General features: G+C 66.9%; 19 protein-coding genes. 16 read left to right on the top strand and 3 right to left on the bottom strand.

Annotated features, from left to right (window positions below):
* The first annotated feature begins 101 nt into the window (after window positions 1-101).
* The 9 genes from nirD (at window position 102) to QMF22_RS14490 (ending at window position 6516) form a co-directional block, all read left to right on the top strand.
* The gene (nirD, locus tag QMF22_RS14530) at window positions 102-476 is read left to right on the top strand and encodes a nitrite reductase small subunit NirD (protein WP_283455033.1); all 375 of its coding nucleotides are present in this window, start codon (window positions 102-104) and stop codon (window positions 474-476) included.
* Window positions 473-1270 carry a sirohydrochlorin chelatase gene (locus QMF22_RS14525; RefSeq protein WP_283454868.1) on the top strand — a complete coding sequence of 266 codons (798 nt, stop codon included), beginning with the start codon at window positions 473-475 and terminating at the stop codon, window positions 1268-1270. Before nirD ends, QMF22_RS14525 begins: the two co-directional genes overlap by 4 nt.
* A 9-nt stretch (window positions 1271-1279) precedes the next feature.
* Window positions 1280-2017 (top strand): tRNA (guanosine(37)-N1)-methyltransferase TrmD, encoded by a 738-nt coding sequence (trmD, locus tag QMF22_RS14520; RefSeq protein ID WP_283454866.1) that lies wholly within the window; start codon window positions 1280-1282, stop codon window positions 2015-2017.
* Between the two features lie 66 nt (window positions 2018-2083).
* A complete protein-coding gene (locus QMF22_RS14515) occupies window positions 2084-2620 on the top strand; it encodes an MFS transporter (protein ID WP_283454864.1) in 537 nt (178 codons plus the stop codon).
* 175 nt (window positions 2621-2795) lie between these two features.
* Window positions 2796-3137: a 50S ribosomal protein L19 gene (rplS, locus tag QMF22_RS14510; protein WP_092108884.1), complete on the top strand. Its 342-nt coding sequence runs from the start codon at window positions 2796-2798 to the stop codon at window positions 3135-3137.
* An 81-nt stretch (window positions 3138-3218) separates the two neighbouring features.
* Window positions 3219-4001 carry a signal peptidase I gene (gene lepB, locus QMF22_RS14505; RefSeq protein ID WP_283454860.1) on the top strand — a complete coding sequence of 261 codons (783 nt, stop codon included), beginning with the start codon at window positions 3219-3221 and terminating at the stop codon, window positions 3999-4001.
* The gene (gene rnhB, locus QMF22_RS14500; RefSeq protein ID WP_283454857.1) at window positions 4001-4645 is read left to right on the top strand and encodes a ribonuclease HII; all 645 of its coding nucleotides are present in this window, start codon (window positions 4001-4003) and stop codon (window positions 4643-4645) included. Before lepB ends, rnhB begins: the two co-directional genes overlap by 1 nt.
* A gap of 12 nt (window positions 4646-4657) precedes the next feature.
* Window positions 4658-4981: a DUF2469 family protein gene (locus tag QMF22_RS14495; protein WP_022886464.1), complete on the top strand. Its 324-nt coding sequence runs from the start codon at window positions 4658-4660 to the stop codon at window positions 4979-4981.
* Between the two features lie 62 nt (window positions 4982-5043).
* Window positions 5044-6516: a glyceraldehyde-3-phosphate dehydrogenase gene (locus QMF22_RS14490; RefSeq protein ID WP_283454850.1), complete on the top strand. Its 1473-nt coding sequence runs from the start codon at window positions 5044-5046 to the stop codon at window positions 6514-6516.
* Between the two features lie 249 nt (window positions 6517-6765).
* On the opposite strand, the gene QMF22_RS14485 is transcribed toward QMF22_RS14490, so the two are convergent.
* Window positions 6766-7209, bottom strand: coding sequence for a nitroreductase family deazaflavin-dependent oxidoreductase (locus tag QMF22_RS14485; protein WP_283454848.1), 444 nt, complete (start codon window positions 7207-7209; stop codon window positions 6766-6768).
* 39 nt (window positions 7210-7248) lie between these two features.
* On the opposite strand from QMF22_RS14485, the gene QMF22_RS14480 reads away from it, so the two are divergent.
* The 4 genes from QMF22_RS14480 (at window position 7249) to dprA (ending at window position 11709) form a co-directional block, all read left to right on the top strand.
* Complete coding sequence (locus tag QMF22_RS14480) at window positions 7249-8388, top strand: alcohol dehydrogenase catalytic domain-containing protein (RefSeq protein WP_283454846.1); 1140 nt, start codon at window positions 7249-7251, stop codon at window positions 8386-8388.
* 101 nt (window positions 8389-8489) lie between these two features.
* Window positions 8490-8846 carry a YraN family protein gene (locus QMF22_RS14475; RefSeq protein WP_283454844.1) on the top strand — a complete coding sequence of 119 codons (357 nt, stop codon included), beginning with the start codon at window positions 8490-8492 and terminating at the stop codon, window positions 8844-8846.
* On the top strand, window positions 8846-10378 hold the full coding sequence (locus QMF22_RS14470; protein WP_283454841.1) for a YifB family Mg chelatase-like AAA ATPase: 1533 nt from the start codon (window positions 8846-8848) through the stop codon (window positions 10376-10378). The genes QMF22_RS14475 and QMF22_RS14470 overlap by 1 nt, the downstream gene beginning before the upstream one ends.
* Window positions 10375-11709 carry a DNA-processing protein DprA gene (dprA, locus tag QMF22_RS14465; protein WP_283454839.1) on the top strand — a complete coding sequence of 445 codons (1335 nt, stop codon included), beginning with the start codon at window positions 10375-10377 and terminating at the stop codon, window positions 11707-11709. The genes QMF22_RS14470 and dprA overlap by 4 nt, the downstream gene beginning before the upstream one ends.
* A gap of 49 nt (window positions 11710-11758) precedes the next feature.
* Here the strand turns inward: dprA and QMF22_RS14460 are convergent, their stop codons facing one another.
* The gene (locus QMF22_RS14460; protein ID WP_283454837.1) at window positions 11759-13252 is read right to left on the bottom strand and encodes a pyridoxal phosphate-dependent decarboxylase family protein; all 1494 of its coding nucleotides are present in this window, start codon (window positions 13250-13252) and stop codon (window positions 11759-11761) included.
* A 121-nt stretch (window positions 13253-13373) separates the two neighbouring features.
* Between QMF22_RS14460 and QMF22_RS14455 the strand changes: the two genes are divergently transcribed.
* From QMF22_RS14455 to QMF22_RS14445, 3 genes are read left to right on the top strand one after another with little or no spacing between them, the layout of a single operon-like run.
* Complete coding sequence (locus QMF22_RS14455; RefSeq protein WP_283454835.1) at window positions 13374-14696, top strand: beta-propeller fold lactonase family protein; 1323 nt, start codon at window positions 13374-13376, stop codon at window positions 14694-14696.
* Between the two features lie 50 nt (window positions 14697-14746).
* Window positions 14747-15670 carry a phosphodiesterase gene (locus QMF22_RS14450; protein WP_283454832.1) on the top strand — a complete coding sequence of 308 codons (924 nt, stop codon included), beginning with the start codon at window positions 14747-14749 and terminating at the stop codon, window positions 15668-15670.
* Window positions 15671-15683: 13 nt separating this feature from the next.
* On the top strand, window positions 15684-16619 hold the full coding sequence (locus tag QMF22_RS14445; protein WP_283454830.1) for a tyrosine recombinase XerC: 936 nt from the start codon (window positions 15684-15686) through the stop codon (window positions 16617-16619).
* A gap of 81 nt (window positions 16620-16700) precedes the next feature.
* On the opposite strand, the gene QMF22_RS14440 is transcribed toward QMF22_RS14445, so the two are convergent.
* Window positions 16701-17234, bottom strand: coding sequence for a M23 family metallopeptidase (locus tag QMF22_RS14440; protein WP_283454828.1), 534 nt, complete (start codon window positions 17232-17234; stop codon window positions 16701-16703).
* Between the last annotated feature and the right edge of the window lie 144 nt (window positions 17235-17378).

Below are 17378 nucleotides of genomic sequence, written 5' to 3'. Positions count from 1 at the left end.
CGGGTTTCACTCGGGGGAAACATAGGGGGCGACTGGCCGAAATATGGCTCGCCTACCGTGGGAGCACGGCAACACGAACCCCCCGGGAGTGCACGATGACCATGACAGACATGACGATGACCCGTCCTTCCGTCGTTTGGGAGCGCGCCTGCGCCGTGACCGATCTGGAACCCAGCTGGGGCGAAGCCGCACTGATTCGCATGAAGCAGATCGCCCTGTTTCTGCTCTCGCCCACCGAGATCTACGCCGTCGACCACCGTGACCCGCACACCGAGGCCAACGTCATGGCCCGCGGCATCGTCGGATCCAAAGGAGACCGCCCCACCATCGCTTCACCGCTGCACAAAGAGGTCTACGACCTCGGTACCGGCGAATGCTTCACCAACCCCACCCTCGTGCTGAACACCTACGAAACCCGCATTGTCGGCGGCTATATCGAGGTCGCGGTCGAGACTGAACTATTCGCTGCCGCATGACACTGCTTGGGGAACGGCGCGACACCGAACGGCGCAGCACCTTGGGGCGCCGCGCTGCGATCAGCACGCTGCTGCCCGCCGCGCTCGTCGCCATCTCACACGGCACCAACTCGCCTGACGGCCAGGCCGCCATCGCAGCCCTCGTCTCAGCAGTCTCCCTTGCCCGCCCCGATCTGGCAGTGACCGGCGGCTTCGTTGATGTGCAGCAACCGGATGTCGCGGCGAGCCTCGGCGCGGTACGCCCGGACTGCGCCGCCGTCGTGGTGCCGCTGCTGCTCTCGGCCGGGTACCACGTGCACGTCGACCTGCAGCGTGAGACCCGCGAGCACGACCGTGTGACGGCAGTCTCGCGCGCCCTCGGCCCGGACGACCGACTCATCGATGTGCTCGTGCAGCGCCTTCTGGCTGACGGGTTCGACAAGCGGGGACCGGGCCAGGAGATCGTGCTCGCTGCCGCCGGCTCGAGCGATGCACGCGCCGTGCACGACTGCCGCACGGTCGGAGCCCTGCTGGAACAGCGCCTCGGCGTGCGCGTCACCGTTGGCTTTCTCTCGGCCGCCACCCCCCGACTGGCCTGCGCCGTCACCGGGGCACGGCTCCGGAGCGCCAACGTCACCGTCAGCACCTATCTCATGGCCCCCGGATTCTTCTTCGACCTGACCCGCTCCCAGAGCGTCGGCGCCGACCTGGTCACCGCTCCGCTGCTCGTTCCGGGGGAATCCGCCCCCGTTCCGTTGGTTGATCTGGTGCTCGACCGGTACCTAGAGGCGAGAGAGCGCGCCGGACTCTTCTAGAATTTGACCATGCGCATCGATATTGTCACCATTTTTCCCGAATTCTTCGATGTGCTCGATCTGTCACTGCTCGGCAAGGCCCGGCAGAGTGGACTGATTGATCTGGGCGTGCACAATCTGCGCGACTCCACCCATGACCGGCATCACTCCGTCGATGACACCCCCTACGGCGGCGGTGCCGGCATGGTCATGAAGGCTGAGCCCTGGGGCGCAGCCCTCGACGGGATCCTCGGTGCCGAAGCGCCCGCTGCACCGCCCGCTGCACCGCCCGCTGCACCGACCGAGGGCGGCCCCATCCTCATCTTTCCCTCACCGGCGGGCGACCAGTTCACCCAGGCGATGGCCCGTGATCTTTCCCTCGAGCAGCACCTCGTCTTCGGCTGCGGCCGCTACGAGGGCATCGACCAGCGTGTGGTCGACCACTACTCAGAGCGCGGCCGGGTGCGCCTGGTCAGCCTCGGCGACTACGTGCTCAACGGGGGAGAGGTCGCCGTCATGGCCATGATCGAAGCGATCGGCCGACTCATTCCCGGGGTCGTCGGCAACCCGGCGAGCCTCGTCGAGGAATCCCACGAGGACGGCCTGCTCGAATACCCGAGTTACACCAAGCCGGCCAGCTGGCGCGGCCTCGACGTGCCGCCGATTCTGCTCAGCGGAAATCACGGCGCCATCAGCACCTGGCGGCGCCAGCAGCAGATCGAACGCACCGAACGGGTGCGCCCCGATCTGTTACCGCGCACAAACTAAAGCACAATCTTCTGCCTCCAGCGAACGCCAAGGTTAGTGTCAGTCCCCGTCGATAAACTTGGGGTCGTGATCATCCGCCGTGCCTTCTACCACTGGCAATTCATTGCCGCCGGAGCCCTGCCGCTCTGGCTTCTCGTCGGGTCCGCCATATTCGGCTCCGGTGCCTGGGCGGTGCTGGGCATCTTCTTCGGAGCCGTTCTGATCGGCCTCGGGCTGCTTCTGGTGGCACTCGTCATCTACGCGCGCAAGGAGGTCCGCGAAACCCGGGCGGTCTCCTACGCCGATGTCGGCGTGCTCGCCCTCTGGCACCTGCTGATCATCGCCATTCCCTTTTCGACGGATGCCGCTGGCTGGCTCAGTGTGCTCGTCATCATCGGCGGGCTGGCCGTGTTCTGGTTCGCCGTCTGGGAGCTGTTCGATACCGCCCGTCGCCGCGTGCGCGCCATGGTCGACCTGGTGGAACAGCAGGCGCGCGGGCAGGCTGCGCCGGGCCAGTCTTCACCGGCCGGGCCGCAGCATCCACTGCCTGACCGCGGTGCACCCTTCGGCCGACCCGGCACCCCCGAGACCATCATCATCGAAGAAAAGCGCGACCGGCCCTGACCGATCGGGCCCCGCTTTGCGGCCGGGCGCAGTTCATGGCAGAATAGGCGATTGTGCCGCTGCAGGACTCTGCCACAGGGGAACCTGCTTTGTGCGGCGCACATCCTCATACTGATTGCTTCGAATGAAGCACCTAGCGTAGTCGACCTGTGGCGGGTACAGAGAGCGAAACAACATGCATATTCTCGACGCAGTAGATGCCCCATCACTGAAGAAGGATCTTCCTGACTTCCGTGCGGGCGACACCGTCAAGGTTCACGTCAACATCATTGAGGGAACCCGCTCTCGTATCCAGGTCTTCCAGGGAGTCGTCATCGGCCGCTCCGGCGAAGGCGTGCGCGAAACGTTCTGCGTTCGCAAGGTCAGCTTTCAGATCGGCGTCGAGCGTACCTTCCCGGTGCACTCCCCGGTCATCGACCACATCGAGATCGTGACCCGCGGCGACGTTCGTCGCGCCAAGCTGTACTACCTGCGCGACTTGCGCGGCAAGAAGGCCAAGATCAAGGAAAAGCGCTAACTCTCGCGCCAACCAAAGATCCAACCGGATTCTTCACTGAGCTCCCCATCACCTAAACTGATGGGGAGCTCAGGCGGTTAAATGACAGATGAAGTGCTCGCCTCCAGGTCCGATCATCGGGTGACAGGGTCGAAGAAGTCTCGCAGTAAGAAGGCGCCCAGCAAGAAGCGCAGCGTCTTACTGTTCATCCGCGACCTCCTGATCATTTTCGTCGTCGCACTGCTCATCTCCTTCCTGATCAAGACCTTCCTGATCCGGTCGTTCTATATCCCCTCCGGGTCGATGGAGAACACCCTGCAGATCAACGACCGCATCATCGTGAATCAGCTCGAACCCAAGCTGATTCCGATCAAGCGCGGCGACGTCATCGTGTTCAAGGATCCGGGCGGATGGCTGCTGCCGCAGGCCGACGTGGTGCAAAACCCGATCGTGGCCGGCGCTGACTGGCTCCTCTCGGTCGTGGGGCTCTCGGCACCAGACAGTAACGACCACCTCATCAAACGCGTCATCGGGCTGCCCGGCGACCATGTCGTATGCTGCAACGCGCTCGGCCAGATGAGCGTCAACGACATTCCGCTCGACGAGTCGGCCTACGTGCTGCTGCCGGCGGGAGACACAAAGGTCTCCAAGGACGACTTCGACGTCACCATCCCGGCGGACTCGCTCTGGATGATGGGCGACAACCGCTACAACTCCAAGGATTCTCGTTACAACGGCGATACCGCAGGGAAGGGTTACGTTCCGGTCGAGAACGTGGTCGGTCGAGCCCTCGTCGTGAGTTGGCCGTTGGCACGCTGGGCCTGGCTGGATGACTACCCCGATGTGTTCCGCGAGGTGGAACAAGCCGACAAGGGCTCCGAGTAGTGGCGGTGTCCGACCCCACCCTCGAGGTGGAGTTCGACCTGCTGCGCACCGGCGCACGCTTCGTGATCGGCTGTGACGAGGTGGGCCGCGGCGCCCTCGCCGGGCCGGTGGCCGTAGGATTCGCCGCGGTGAACGCATCCGTTCTGACCATGCCGGTGGGACTGCGCGATTCCAAGATGCTCAGCGAATCGCGCCGAGAACGGCTCGCGCCGCTCGCGTCGGCCTGGGCGACGCACTCGGCCGTCGGGCTCGCCTCGGCCGCCGAGGTCGATGAGCTCGGTATCATCACTTGCCTCGGGCTGGCCGGTAAGCGTGCCCTGTCCGATCTGCACGCACAGGGTGTGGATGTGGCCGGCAGCATCGTGCTGCTCGATGGCAGTGACGACTGGCTGAACAAGGCTTTGGCCACCCCGTTGAACGTCGTGACCCGCATCAAAGCCGACCGGGATTGCGGGTCGGTGGCGGCGGCATCCGTTATTGCCAAGGTGCACCGCGACCACCTGATGATTGCCGCACACGACGACACTCCCGGCTATGGCTGGGCGTCGAACAAGGGCTACGGCAGCGCGGCACACATGAGCGCGATCAACCTGCTTGGGCCGAGCCCTCTACACCGAAAATCGTGGCTCAAAATCTCGGCGTAAGATGAGATCACCATGGAAGAAGACGAATTCGAGGACTACGACCGCGAGGTCGAGTTGGCCCTGTACCGGGAATATCGAGACGTCGTTGGTCAGTTCCAGTACGTCGTCGAAACCGAACGACGCTTCTACCTCGCGAACGAGGTTGAACTGGTGCGCCGCGACACGGAACACGATTTCTACTTTGAACTGACCATGAAGGATGTCTGGGTCTGGGATGTCTACCGCTCCGATCGATTCGTGAAATCGGTGCGCGTGCTCACCTTCAAGGATGTCAACGTGGAAGAGCTCGCGTCGAAAGACTTCGAACTTCCCAAGGAACTTGCGCTCGACGAGTAAGGAATGACTCCGGGGCCTCGGGTGGCCGGACAAGGCCAACGAAGGTTTAGGAAGGCAACCCTGTGATCCAGGACGCTGATCGTGCCCGTGCTGTGTGGAGCAACCGCGAGGCTCTCGCTGAGGCGATGATTCCCCTGATCGGGCGCCTCTACCGGGACAACACCGTGGTGACGAGCGTGTATGGGCGCGGTCTGGTCAACAAATCGGTCGTCGGCCTGCTCAAAGCACATCGCTTCGCCCGTCACATAGCGGATGTCGAGCTTCCGCTCGAAGAGACCCTCCCCATTCTGCAGGCCATCGACGGCCTCAATCTGGGGGCGGCGTCAATCGACCTCGCTCGCCTCGCGCTCGGTTTTCGCGAGCAGGACGACCGCGTCACCCTGGAAGAATACCTCCGCGCTGAACTCGCCGACGTCGTCGGCCAGCACGGACTCGACGGTCGCACCAGCACCGACGTCGTGCTCTACGGTTTCGGCCGCATCGGGCGCCTGCTCGCGCGCATCCTGATCGAACACGCCGGCGGTGGGCAGGGCCTGCGCCTGCGCGCAATTGTCGTGCGCCGCGGCTCGGCCAACGATCTCGTCAAACGGGCCAGCCTGCTGCGCCGCGACTCGGTACACGGCCCGTTCGAGGGCACGATCACCATCGACGAGGAGAACAACACCATCCTCGCCAACGGCACCCTCATCCAGGTGATCTACTCCGGCGACCCGGCCAGCGTCGACTACACCCAGTACGGCATCCACGACGCAATTGTCGTTGACAACACCGGCAAGTGGCGCGACGAAGAAGGCCTGTCCCAGCACCTGAAATGCCCCAGTGTCGCGCGGGTGCTGCTCACGGCGCCGGGCAAGGGCATGCTGAAGAACATCGTGCACGGCATCAACCACACCGACATTCTGCCGACCGACCGCATCATCACCGCGGCGTCCTGCACCACGAACGCGATCACACCGGTGCTCAAGGCCGTCAACGACCGCTTCGGCATCATCGACGGCCACGTCGAGACGGTGCACTCGTTCACCAATGACCAGAACCTCATCGACAACTTCCACTCCGGAGACCGCCGCGGGCGTTCGGCAGCTCTCAACATGGTCATCACGGAGACCGGCGCGGCCAAGGCCGTGGCGAAGGCACTGCCTGAGCTGGCCGGCAAGCTCACCGGCAACGCGATCCGCGTTCCCACGCCCGACGTGTCGATGGCCATTCTCAACCTCAATCTGGCTCTCCCCACCGACAAGGACGAACTCAACACCTACCTGCGCACGATGTCGCTGCACTCCTCGCTGCATCGCCAGATCGACTTCATCGATTCGCCCGAGGTGGTCTCCAGCGATTTCCTCGGCTCGCGGCGCGCTGGCATCGTCGATGGCCTCGCCACGATCGTCACCGACCAGAAGGTCGTGCTCTACGTCTGGTACGACAACGAATACGGCTACAGCTGCCAGGTGATTCGGGTACTCGAGGAGATGTCCGGCGTGCACGCGCCGATCTTCCCGGCCATCGTGGTCGAGGCCCTCGAGCCGGTCGCCTAGGACCCCGAGCTTTCCGGGCCCGGGCCCGGAAAGTGGGCCCATGATCTGCCATGGGCCCACTTTCGTGCGGTGGGCCTGGGGGTGTGCTCGCGTTCCGCTGGCGGCCCGCGGAGTCGGCGGGTCACCAGCTCCTCGTTCAGACATCGAGGGTAAGCAGGGAAGCCCCGAATAAGGCGCGCGGGACTTCCTTGCTTACCCTCGAAACTCGCAACTCCGCGGGGAATCCGCCGCCGCTACTTCGCGGCTGGCCTAGGGGCGGGGTTCGCAGATAACCACGGGGATGTCGCGGTCGGTCTTCGTCTGGTAATCTCCGTAGCCGGGGTAGGCGGCGATGATGCGAGGCCACAGCTCGGCTTTCTCAGCGGATGTCGCGGTGCGCGCCCGAAACGGCCGAGTCACCCCGCGAACGGTCAGCTCCACATCGGGCTGGGCCACGAGATTGCCGTACCAAAACGGATGCCGGTCGTCGCCTCCCTTGGACGCCACGAGCACATACCGCCCACCGCCCTGTACCGGCGCCGTGAGCATCGTCGACCGACGCTTCCCGCTGCTGCGGCCGATCGTGTGCAGCTCGACAGCCGCCATGGTGCCGATGGTCCAGCCGACGCGTCCGCCGGAGACGAAAAGCAGCATCCGGTGTACGCCGTTCATGGCGCGCATACTCAGATCGGTCAGCCGGTTCTGCACAGTCATAGGCCCAGCGTACGTCGCGTCGGGCGTTAGGTTGGAGAAATGACTCCAGCAACAATGCTCAGCACGATTCTTCGCGACGCCGGCGCAGCGCGGCCCTACGCCGAGAGCCGTCCGTTGACGCTCGAACAGATTCCGGTTCCGGCGCCGCGCGCCGGTGAGGTACTCGTGCGCATCGAACGCGCCAGCCTGTGCCACTCCGACCTCTCGGTCATCGACGGGTCACGCATTCGGCCGCTGCCGATGGCGCTCGGTCACGAGGCCGCCGGCACTGTGAGCGCACTCGGTGACGGCGTCGACGATCTGGCCGTCGGCGATCGGGTCGTGCTGGTGTTCGTGCCGAGCTGCGGTGACTGTCGGGCCTGCCTGGCCGGGCGCCCGGCGCTCTGCCACCGTGGTGCAGAGGCCAACGGAACGGGTGACCTGCTACACGGCCCGGCCGTGCTGGCGAGCGCGGCGGGGGAGCGCATCAACCACCATCTCGGAGTCTCCGCCTTCTCGCAGTACGCGGTTGTCGCCCGCGAATCGGTGGTGCCGATCGACCAGGACGTACCGTTCGACGTGGCCGCCATGTTCGGCTGCGCCGCCCTCACCGGCATCGGCGCCGTGCTGAACACCGGCGCCCTCACGTCAGACCAGTCGGTGATCGTGTTCGGACTCGGCGCGGTCGGCCTGATGGCCGTCATGGCGGCCGCCCAGGTGGCCGGCACCACCGTGATCGCGATCGATCCGCTGCCCGAGAAACAGGCGCTGGCCCTCCGCTGCGGTGCCGATCAGGCCGGCTCGCCCGACCAAGCGGCCGACCTCGTGCGTGAATACGCGGGCGACGGCGTCGACCTCGCCATCGAGGCCGTCGGCAGTGCCCGGGTGATGGAGGCCAGCCTGGCGCTGCTCACCCGCGGCGGAGCGCTCGTCTCTGTGGGCCTGCCGCATCCCGAGCAGACCATCAGCACCCCGGCGCTGCAGTTCGCCGGGCTGGGCCGCCGGCTTCTCGGCTCGTATATGGGTGACTCCGTGCCCGGCCGCGACATTCCGGCCTACCTCAAGCTGTGGCGGGACGGCAAGCTGCCGGTCGAACTGCTGCACACCGATACCCGGCCGCTGGCCGAACTCAACGAGAGCCTGGACGCGCTTGTCGCCGGCGAGGTCGTGCGCCGACTGTTCGTCATGCACGAGGAATAGCCCGTCCTCCACAGGTACCAGGGCCGCGCGACTGTCCACGAATGTGGCGGCGGCCCACCCGCGGCCGTGCGTGATCGCGCACTCTGGTCTCGGAGGCACTCGTGGCGCGCAAAGACGAACTCGGCAAACTCGGCGAAGACCAAGCCGCGCTCTTTCTTCAGGGTGCCGGCTACACCATCCTCACCCGCAACTGGCGGTGCGCAGAGGGAGAGATCGACCTCGTCGTGCAGCGGGGCGCTGCCGTGGTCTTCGTCGAGGTGAAGACGCGCAGCAGTCTGAGCTTCGGGCATCCGTTTGAGGCGATCACCGTGAAAAAGCTGTCCCGAATGCGTCGTCTCGCCGCCGCGTGGTGCGTGGCGGCCGAGCGATGGCCGCGCCAGATTCGACTCGATGTCATCGCGGTGATCGCCCCGCGGGGCCGCGACCCGGTCATTGAACACCTCGAGGGCGTGTTCTGATGGGAATCGCCCGCACCCACGCCGTCGCCCTGCTGGGCTTGACCGGAGCTCTGGTCGAGGTCGAGGCCGACATCTCGGCGCAGCTGCCCGGCATGATCCTGATCGGACTGCCCGACGCCGCCCTGTCGCAGGCGACGCAACGGGTGCGCGCAGCGGCCGCCAACAGCGGATGCCCGCTCACCGTTCACCGCCTCACCATCAATCTGTCGCCGGCCGCGTTGCCCAAGCACGGCGCCGGCTTCGACCTCGCGATCGCTCTGGCCTGCCTCGCCGCTGACAGCACCGTTTCGGGCGAATCGGTCGGTAAGGTCGTGCATTTCGGCGAGCTCGCCCTTGACGGCCGGCTGCGGCCAACGCCGGGCATTCTTCCCGGGGTGATGACGGCCGCCCGCCTCGGTCACACCACGGTGATGGTGCCGATCGGCAACGAGGCCGAGGCCCGACTCGTGCCCGACGTCCGCGTGATCGGTGTCACGTCGCTGCGCGATGCGGCGATCTTTCACGGCGCCCAACTGCCCCCGATACCGGTTGAGCCGATTCTGGCCGCAACAGTGCCGACCGACCTGATGGCCGAGCCCGACCTGGCCGATGTGATCGGCAACGACGACGCCATTTTGGCCCTGCAGATTGCCGCCGCCGGCGGGCATCACGTGTTTCTGCTCGGCCCGCCCGGAGCCGGTAAGACAATGCTGGCGGCCCGCCTGCCCGGGCTGTTGCCCGACCTCGATCCGGCGAGCTCGCTCGAGGTCAGCTCGCTGCGCTCGCTCAGCGGCCTGGGACTGGGCGAGCTGATCACCCGGCCGCCGTGGGAGGCACCCCATCACACCGCGACGGCCGCCGCCATGGTGGGCGGTGGCAACGGGCAGATTCGGCCGGGGGCCGCGTCGCAGGCCTCGCACGGAGTGCTATTTCTCGATGAGGCTCCCGAATTCGCCTCGCCGGTCCTCGACGCCCTGCGTCAGCCCCTCGAATCGGGCTGGATCAGCATTCACCGCGCCAATGCCGTGGCTCATTTTCCGGCGCGGTTTCAGCTCGTGATGGCGGCCAACCCATGTCCGTGCGGGCAATATGGCGCTGGCGACCTGAGCTGTAGCTGCCCGCCGAACGCCCGGCGCCGCTACCTCGCCCGCATCTCCGGGCCGTTGCTTGACCGCATCGATATTCAGCTCAACGTCAAACGCATTACCGCCGCCCAGTTGCGCCTGGCCGCCGGCACGCAGCGGATGACGAGTGTCATTGCCCGGGAGCGGGTGGTCACTGCCCGGGCGGCCGCGGCGGAGCGACTTCGTAGCACAGCCTGGAGCCTGAACTCTCAGGTTCCAGGCCCCTGGCTCCGCGGCGCGGCGGTGCGCCTGGCCTCGAGCACCACCGCCGGCCTCGACCGGGCGCTTGAACGTGGCGGAATCACGATGCGCGGTTACGACCGGGTGCTGCGCATCGCGTGGACCCTGGCCGACTACGACGGTCTCACCATTCCCGGCCCTGACCAGGTCGGCCAAGCTCTCTATCTACGCAAAGGAATATCATCATGACGCTGTTCGGGCTCGACGAAACCCGGGTGAGTCAGCTCACTGCGGGCGTACGCCGTGGAATGCCGGTTGACGCTGGCGACAACGCTGGCTCCGCCGCGGCCGGCGAGGTATTCGCCCGCGCGGCCTGGTCGGGCATTGCCGAACCCGGTGACGGTACGGCGGGCCTGCTCGTGGCGAGCCTTGGCGCGAGCGTGGCCCTGACCGCCATTCTCGAGTCGTGGAGTCCGGTGCGCATCGGCGCGCTCGTGCGAGACGCGCTCAGCGAAGACCCGGATGGGCCCGATATCGTCTTTGCGGCCGGTCCCAGCGCCGATCCCACCGAAGCGGATGCCGCCACCAGCGCCGAGCTGGAGCTGGCCCTCGACGCGGGGCTGCAACGCTGGCGGCCGCGGCTCAACTCGGGTGACGTCATCCGCTCGCTGCAGCAAGCGGCCCGTGTCGATGCCCGGCTGCTGCTGGCCACGGATGCCCTGTGGCCGTCATCGCTCGGCGACCTCGAACAACATACGCCGCTCGCATTGTGGTGGCGCGGCGTACCCGGCGCCCTGGCCGCGCTCCCAAACTCGATCGCGCTGGTCGGCGCCCGGGCCGCCACCGGGTATGGGGAGCACATCGCCATGGAAGCCTCGGCCGGGTTGGTCGACCGCGGTTTCGCGGTCGTCTCCGGCGCCGCCTATGGCATAGACGGGATGGCCCATCGGGCCGCACTCGCGAGCGACGGCGTAACGGTGGCCTTTCTGGCCGGGGGAGTCGACCGGTTCTACCCGAGTGGCCACGACTCCCTACTCACCCGAATCGTGGCCTCCGGGGCTGTGATCTCCGAACTGCCGTGCGGCGCGGCACCCACCAAATGGCGCTTTCTGCAGAGAAACCGGTTGATTGCCGCAGCGAGTGCTGCGACGGTCGTACTGGAGGCCGGCTGGCGGTCGGGCTCCCTCAACACGGCCGGACACGCGTCCGCGCTGGGCCGGCCGCTCGGTGCCGTACCGGGGCCGATCACGAGCCCCACCTCGGCCGGCTGCCACCGTCTCATTCGCGAGTTCGCCGCGGTCTGCGTGACCAGCCCGACCGAGATGGCCGAGCTCGTCGGGGAACGATCGATCCAGGTACCCCTCGACTTTGCTGTCACCGATGCCGGGCCTGGCCCGATACCGCGCACGAGCGACCAGATCCGTGTGTTCGATGCCCTGAGCGGGCGCTCGCCGCGCACGGTCGCCGACCTGTCGCGTCGGGCCGGGCTGTCAACTGCGGCGGTGCGCGGTGCCCTTGGCGGGCTCGATCTCGACGGGGCCGCCCAGGAGAGGGAAGCCGGCTGGGTGCGGCGGGCGTAGGGCCAGAGCGCCCATTGAGCCCAAAGGGACAGGGGCCGAGAACTGTGCGTCAGTCGCGATCTTCGGTCCAGCGGTGCGGTGCCGTAACCGGTGGGGTAACCGCGGTCGCGGCCGGCCGCTTCTCCGTACCGGTGTCTGCGGCAGCATCCACGGCCGCGCAGGCCCGCGCCACTGCGGCGAGGGAGAGCGCGACGTCCGCGGCATCCGTCGACCAGTTGCTCACCGAAATGCGCAGGATGTCTCGGTCGTGCCAGCGCGACCCCGACATCCAGGCGGAGCCGTCGGCAATGAGTTGCTGGGTCACTCGTCGGGTGCGATCGTCGCTGCCGAAACTCACACACACCTGCGTGAACACGACCTCGTTGAGCACCTCAACGCCCGGCATGGCCCGAAGTCCTTCGGCCAGGGCCCCGGCATTCGCCGCGAGACCATCGACCAGAGCAATCGTGCCGGCGCGGCCAAGGGATCGAAGCGCGGCCCAGACCGGAACGCCTCGCGCCCGACGGGACAACTCGGGCACCTTCTCGAACGGGTCGCCGGGGCTCCGACGTTCGCCTGAAGCATCCGCGGCGATGAGGTAGCTGGTGTGAACGCCGAAGACTCGTCGCACCACGTCGGGCCGCGCCACGATCGCCACCCCGCAGTCGTAGGGAACATTGAGGGTCTTGTGGGCGTCGGTCGCCCAGGAATCGGCCCGTTCCAGACCGGTCAGCTGGTCCTGGAACCGCGGACTGGCCGCAGCCCACAGGCCGAACGCGCCGTCGACATGCACCCAGGCTCCGTGCTGGCGGGCCACGTCGATCGCTGCGCCCATCGGGTCCGATGCTCCTGAATGCACGTTGCCGGCCTGCAGGCAGACGATGGCGGGGCCGGAGCCGGCGCGCAGGAGCTCGGCGAGGGCGTCGGGCCGTAACCGCCCCTCATCGTCGGCGTCGACCACGATCGGCGCACCGAGACCGAGGTAGCGCAGGGTCAGATCGATGACCTCGTGACGCTCGGAGCCCACGAAGACCCGTACCCGGGGAGCGCCGGTCAGCCCGTACCGGTCGAGCTCCCACCCGGCCTGCTCGAGCACCCACTGCCGACCGGCGGCGAGGCCGACGAAATTGGCCATGGTCGCGCCCGTAGTGAATCCGACATCCGCTCCTGGCGGCAGCCCCAGCAGGTCGAGTAGCCAGCCAGCGGCGGTCTCCTCGAGCACGGCGGTTGCGGGAGTGGCGAACCGCATTCCGGCATTCTGGTCCCATGCGGTGACCAGCCAATCGGCCGCGAGGGCCGCCGGCAGGGTTCCGCCGATGACCCAGCCGAAGAACCGGCCGGACGGCATCGCCATCAGCCCGGGTTCGGCGAAGGACGCCAGTTCATCGATGACGTCTGCCGCGGGAGTCGGGTCCGGCGGCAGTGGGCCGGCCGACAGGGCGGCCAGGGTGTCGGCGTCGACGCGGGGGCCGACCGGGCGGGAAGGGAGCGACGCAAGCCAGGCTTGGGCGTGCAGCAGCGCACGTTCCAGAGCCTCGGAATGGGCGTCCGGCTGGGCAGACATGGCGCCATGATAGCCCGCTCATCCGGCCTTGTCGCCGGTCGGTGACGGGGTTACTGTAACCCGCAACATCGCCAATCGCCCCACCCTGTCGACTGTCAGCATTCTCAGAGAAGTGGATGTCATGAGCGCATCAGTATCCGTCCAACGTCGAGGTCTCGGCTTCACACTGACCGTTCTAACCGTTGGAGCGGCCGTCCTGGCCTCCGCTCCGGCGGCGCTCGCGTCGACCGTGATGAGCGCACCGGGCACGCTGAGCCAGCCGACCGCGATTCAGCCCGCAGCCAGCCAGTTGACCGCGACGCCGATTCCCACCATCAGCGGAATACCGCAGGCCGGTCGGCGGCTGACCGCCTCCCCGGGCACCTGGAAACCGGCACCGGTAACGCTGTCCTACCGCTGGAAGGTGAATGGTGTGGCGGTTCCGGGCGCCTCGGCATCCACTTTCACTCCCTCCAACACCCAGGTGGGCAAGCGCGTCACCGTCACCGTCAGCGGCATCAAGACCGGGTATCAAACAGTCTCGAAGACGAGCGCATCGACCAGGCCAGTCGCGCCGGCCACGATCGCCGTCGGTGCCAATCCGCGCGAGCTCGTCGTGACGAAAAACGGCCGCTGGGCATACGTCGCCAACGCCGGGGCCCGCACAGTCTCGGTGATCGACACGGTGTCCGGCAAAGTAGTTGCGACCATACCGCTGGGCGGCACCCCCCGAGCCCTCGCAGTATCGACCAACCAGAAACAGGTGTTCGTGAGCACCTGCAGCGACGAAAAGATCTACGCCCTGAACATTGCCACAAACACGGTCGCCTATTCCTTCAAGACCGGCGCGTGCGGTGACCTCGTCGCCACCCCCGACGGCAAGTCGCTTTACATCGGGGGTTCGCCCTCTCTGTTCGATATCAGCGTGGCGACCATCGCCACCCGTTCCCTCGCCGAGCCGATCTTCACCGGTGCCCCGGTCGGTGAACTAACTCCGAGCGCTGACCGCAAGAAGGTCTACCTGAGCAACGGCGACGACTACGGCGTGCTGATCATCGACACGGCCGCGCCCCAGGGACCGCTGGGGGAGTTCAACACCTCGCACCCGCCGATCGCGTCGGCACCGTCGCCCGACGGTAAGACGGTCTACGCGAGCCTGGGTCGTGACCTGTTCACTGGGCCGTCGAATGCCGTGGAGGTCATCGACACCGCCACTAACCGGGTGCGGGCCAGCATCGCCATCACCGCCCCCGGCGCCCTGACGGTGAGTCCGGACGGAACGAAACTCTATGTTCTGTCCACCGAGAGCAACACCGTCGTAACGATCAGTACCGCGACAAACCGGGTGCTCAGTCGTATTCCGGTCGGGCGTACCCCGACGAGCCTCGCGGTCACGCCCGACGGCAGCAAGGTGGGCATCACCAATTACGACGACGATACGGTGTCGGTGCTGCCGGTGTTCTGACTCGGCTGTCAGTGGCTGCCCGTAGTCTGAAGACCGACGAAAGGTGATTCATGGCAGCCGTGCAGCTGGGTCAGTACGCGCCCGCCGAGAAAATTTTGGTGCATGTCAGTGACACCCATTTTCTGGGCGATGGCGCCGCGCCGTACGGAGCCGTCGACACCGACCAGACCGTGCATCGTGCCTTCGAGCAACTGCGCCGTTCAGGCATTCGCCCCGACGCCCTCATCCTCACCGGTGACGTCGCCGATCGGGGCGAAGCGGGTGCCTACCGCCGCATTCGCGGCATCGTCGAGGCCGCCGCTGGCGAGTGGGGCGCGGCGATCGTCTGGGTGATGGGAAACCACGATCAGCGCCAACCGTTTCGTACCGAGCTCCTCGGCGAGACGTCATTGGGCGGCGCTGGGCAGTCGGTCGATCAGGAGCCCGTCGACCAGGTGCTGGATCTCGACGGCCTGCGCGTCATAGCCCTGGACACGAGCGTTCCGGGCTATCACCACGGTGAGATCACCGATGCCCAGCTCGACTGGCTGAGCACGGTTCTGTCCACACCGTCCCCGTTCGGGTCAATTCTGGCCCTGCACCACCCGCCGATTCCCACCCCGCTGCCGTTGATGAGCGTGCTCGAACTGCAGGACCAGCCGCGACTGGCCGCTGTTCTGGCGGGCAGTGATGTGCGGGCCATTCTCGGCGGGCACCTGCACTATTCCACCCAAGGTCTGTTCGCCGGTATCCCGGTATCAGTAGCTGCGGCCACCTGCTACACGATGGACCTCGGCGCCCCCGCCCGCGAACTCACCGGAGTGAACGGCGGTCAGACGCTCAACCTCGTTCACGTCTACACCGACCAGATCACCCACTCCCAGCTGCCGATCGGAGAATTCGCCGCCGTCACACAGTTTTCGGCCGCCTACGTCGATCAGCTGGCCGAGCTCACACCGGAAGGCCGTCGGGAAGCCTTTTCTCGCCAGCAGTGAAGGGAACGACCGGGTGCAGCTGAACGACGACATCGATGAGTTTCTGCTCTACCTCAGCGCCGAGCGCGGCTACTCGACGCATACGGTGAGGGCCTACCGCACTGACCTGAACCAACTGGCCGGGTTTGCCCGCGACCGCGGCGCTACGGCATCCGCTGATCTGAGTCTCGAACTTCTGCGGGAATGGCTGTGGGTGGACACCCAGGCCGGCCTGGCGCGGGCTACCCTGGCCCGTCGGTCGGCGGCGGCGCGCAGCTTCACCGCGTGGCTGGCGCGCAGCCACGACGACAGCGCTGACCCGGCGGCACGCCTGCGCTCGCCGAAGCCGGGACGCACCCTGCCGCGGGTCATCACCCACACCCAGATGACCGAGCTGCTCGATCTGCTGACGGCCCGCGCCGCCGGGGGAGAGGCCCTCGCGCAGCGTGATCTTACGATCGTCGAGCTGCTTTACGCCTCGGCGCTGCGCGTTTCTGAGCTCGTGGGCCTCGACCTGTCCGACGTCGACCTGGATCGGCTGACCGTGCGGGTCACCGGCAAGGGCGCCAAGGAACGCGTGGTTCCGTTCGGAGTACCGGCGCAGCGCGCCCTCATCGAGTACCTGCGCCAGGCTCGACCCGCACTTCTCGCACACGCCGAGACGCCGCCCCACATCGCGACGGCACCGAATGCCGCCGCGTTGTTCCTGGGCCGCACAGGCCAACGCCTCGGCGTACGCGGCGTCTACCGACTCGTTGCTGCCCTGCTCGACGCAATCCCCGGAACCGGTCCGGCCGGACCGCACGCCCTGCGCCACACCGCCGCCACCCACCTGCTCGACGGCGGAGCCGACCTGCGCGCGGTGCAGGAGCTACTCGGCCACGTCAGCCTCGGCACCACCCAGATCTATACCCACGTCTCGGCGGAACGCCTGAAAGCGAGCTACGGGCTCGCGCACCCCCGCGCCTGACCCCGACGGCGCGGTCGCCGTGCGCGGTCGCCCTCAGGGCACGACGCTGTCAGGGCACGACGCTGTCAGGGCACGACGCTGTTATGGCACGGAGGGCAACAACACCGCGCGCGGCACATTCCCCAGGAAGAGCAGCGGCGACACGTACCACCCGTGCTGACGAACACCGAGGTGCAGGCACCCGGGCGGGCAGTGACCGCCGCTCGCGACGGTGCCGATCAGCTGCCCGGCCCGAACCTGATCGCCCACCGCGACCACGGCGTCCACCGGCTCGACCGTGGTGATCACATCGTCCGGCTGCATGATCGACAGCACCGACCGATCGACGACCCGGCCCGCAAAGGACACCACGCCCTCGTGGGCGGCAAAGACCTTCTCGTTCGCCGCGGCCGCCAGGTCGATCCCGCGATGGCCGCCGGAATACTGTGATTCCGGCGCCACAAAACCCCGGATCAACCGGTGAGGTTCCGCGAGCGGCCAACGCCAGGCATTCGTTATGGTCGCTGCGGCTGACGGAGAAGTTCCCGCTGACACGGCGTCCGATGCCGGCCCAGCACCAAACACGACGATCACGGTAACGAGAGCGGATGCCGCCAGCGCGCGCAGGTTCTGCATGCCCCCACCCTGCCGCCGGGCTTCCGCCGCCGTCGGGGCTTGGCTGCATCGGAGTATATCTTCACAGGTCAGGTCCTGTGGAGGAGGCGGTGACACAGCACGGTCGCCCGCGCACTCCCCGCGGTGATATGCTATCCACAGCAG

The organism is Cryobacterium sp. PH31-L1, assembly GCF_030063145.1.
Classification (GTDB): Bacteria; Actinomycetota; Actinomycetes; order Actinomycetales; family Microbacteriaceae; genus Cryobacterium.
The sequence above is the reverse complement of the archived record's forward strand: the minus strand, read 5'-3'. Positions and strand labels throughout refer to the sequence as shown.

Coding starts and splice junctions, on each gene's coding strand:
- QMF22_RS14440 (WP_283454828.1), bottom strand. CDS start 17,234: ATGCAGAACCTGCGCGCGCTGGCGGCATCCGCTCTCGTTACCGTGATC.
- QMF22_RS14460 (WP_283454837.1), bottom strand. CDS start 13,252: ATGTCTGCCCAGCCGGACGCCCATTCCGAGGCTCTGGAACGTGCGCTG.
- lepB (WP_283454860.1), top strand. CDS start 3,219: ATGACAGATGAAGTGCTCGCCTCCAGGTCCGATCATCGGGTGACAGGG.
- QMF22_RS14495 (WP_022886464.1), top strand. CDS start 4,658: ATGGAAGAAGACGAATTCGAGGACTACGACCGCGAGGTCGAGTTGGCC.
- QMF22_RS14480 (WP_283454846.1), top strand. CDS start 7,249: ATGACTCCAGCAACAATGCTCAGCACGATTCTTCGCGACGCCGGCGCA.
- rplS (WP_092108884.1), top strand. CDS start 2,796: ATGCATATTCTCGACGCAGTAGATGCCCCATCACTGAAGAAGGATCTT.
- QMF22_RS14485 (WP_283454848.1), bottom strand. CDS start 7,209: ATGACTGTGCAGAACCGGCTGACCGATCTGAGTATGCGCGCCATGAAC.
- QMF22_RS14525 (WP_283454868.1), top strand. CDS start 473: ATGACACTGCTTGGGGAACGGCGCGACACCGAACGGCGCAGCACCTTG.
- QMF22_RS14455 (WP_283454835.1), top strand. CDS start 13,374: ATGAGCGCATCAGTATCCGTCCAACGTCGAGGTCTCGGCTTCACACTG.
- trmD (WP_283454866.1), top strand. CDS start 1,280: ATGCGCATCGATATTGTCACCATTTTTCCCGAATTCTTCGATGTGCTC.
- nirD (WP_283455033.1), top strand. CDS start 102: ATGACAGACATGACGATGACCCGTCCTTCCGTCGTTTGGGAGCGCGCC.
- QMF22_RS14450 (WP_283454832.1), top strand. CDS start 14,747: ATGGCAGCCGTGCAGCTGGGTCAGTACGCGCCCGCCGAGAAAATTTTG.
- QMF22_RS14470 (WP_283454841.1), top strand. CDS start 8,846: ATGGGAATCGCCCGCACCCACGCCGTCGCCCTGCTGGGCTTGACCGGA.
- dprA (WP_283454839.1), top strand. CDS start 10,375: ATGACGCTGTTCGGGCTCGACGAAACCCGGGTGAGTCAGCTCACTGCG.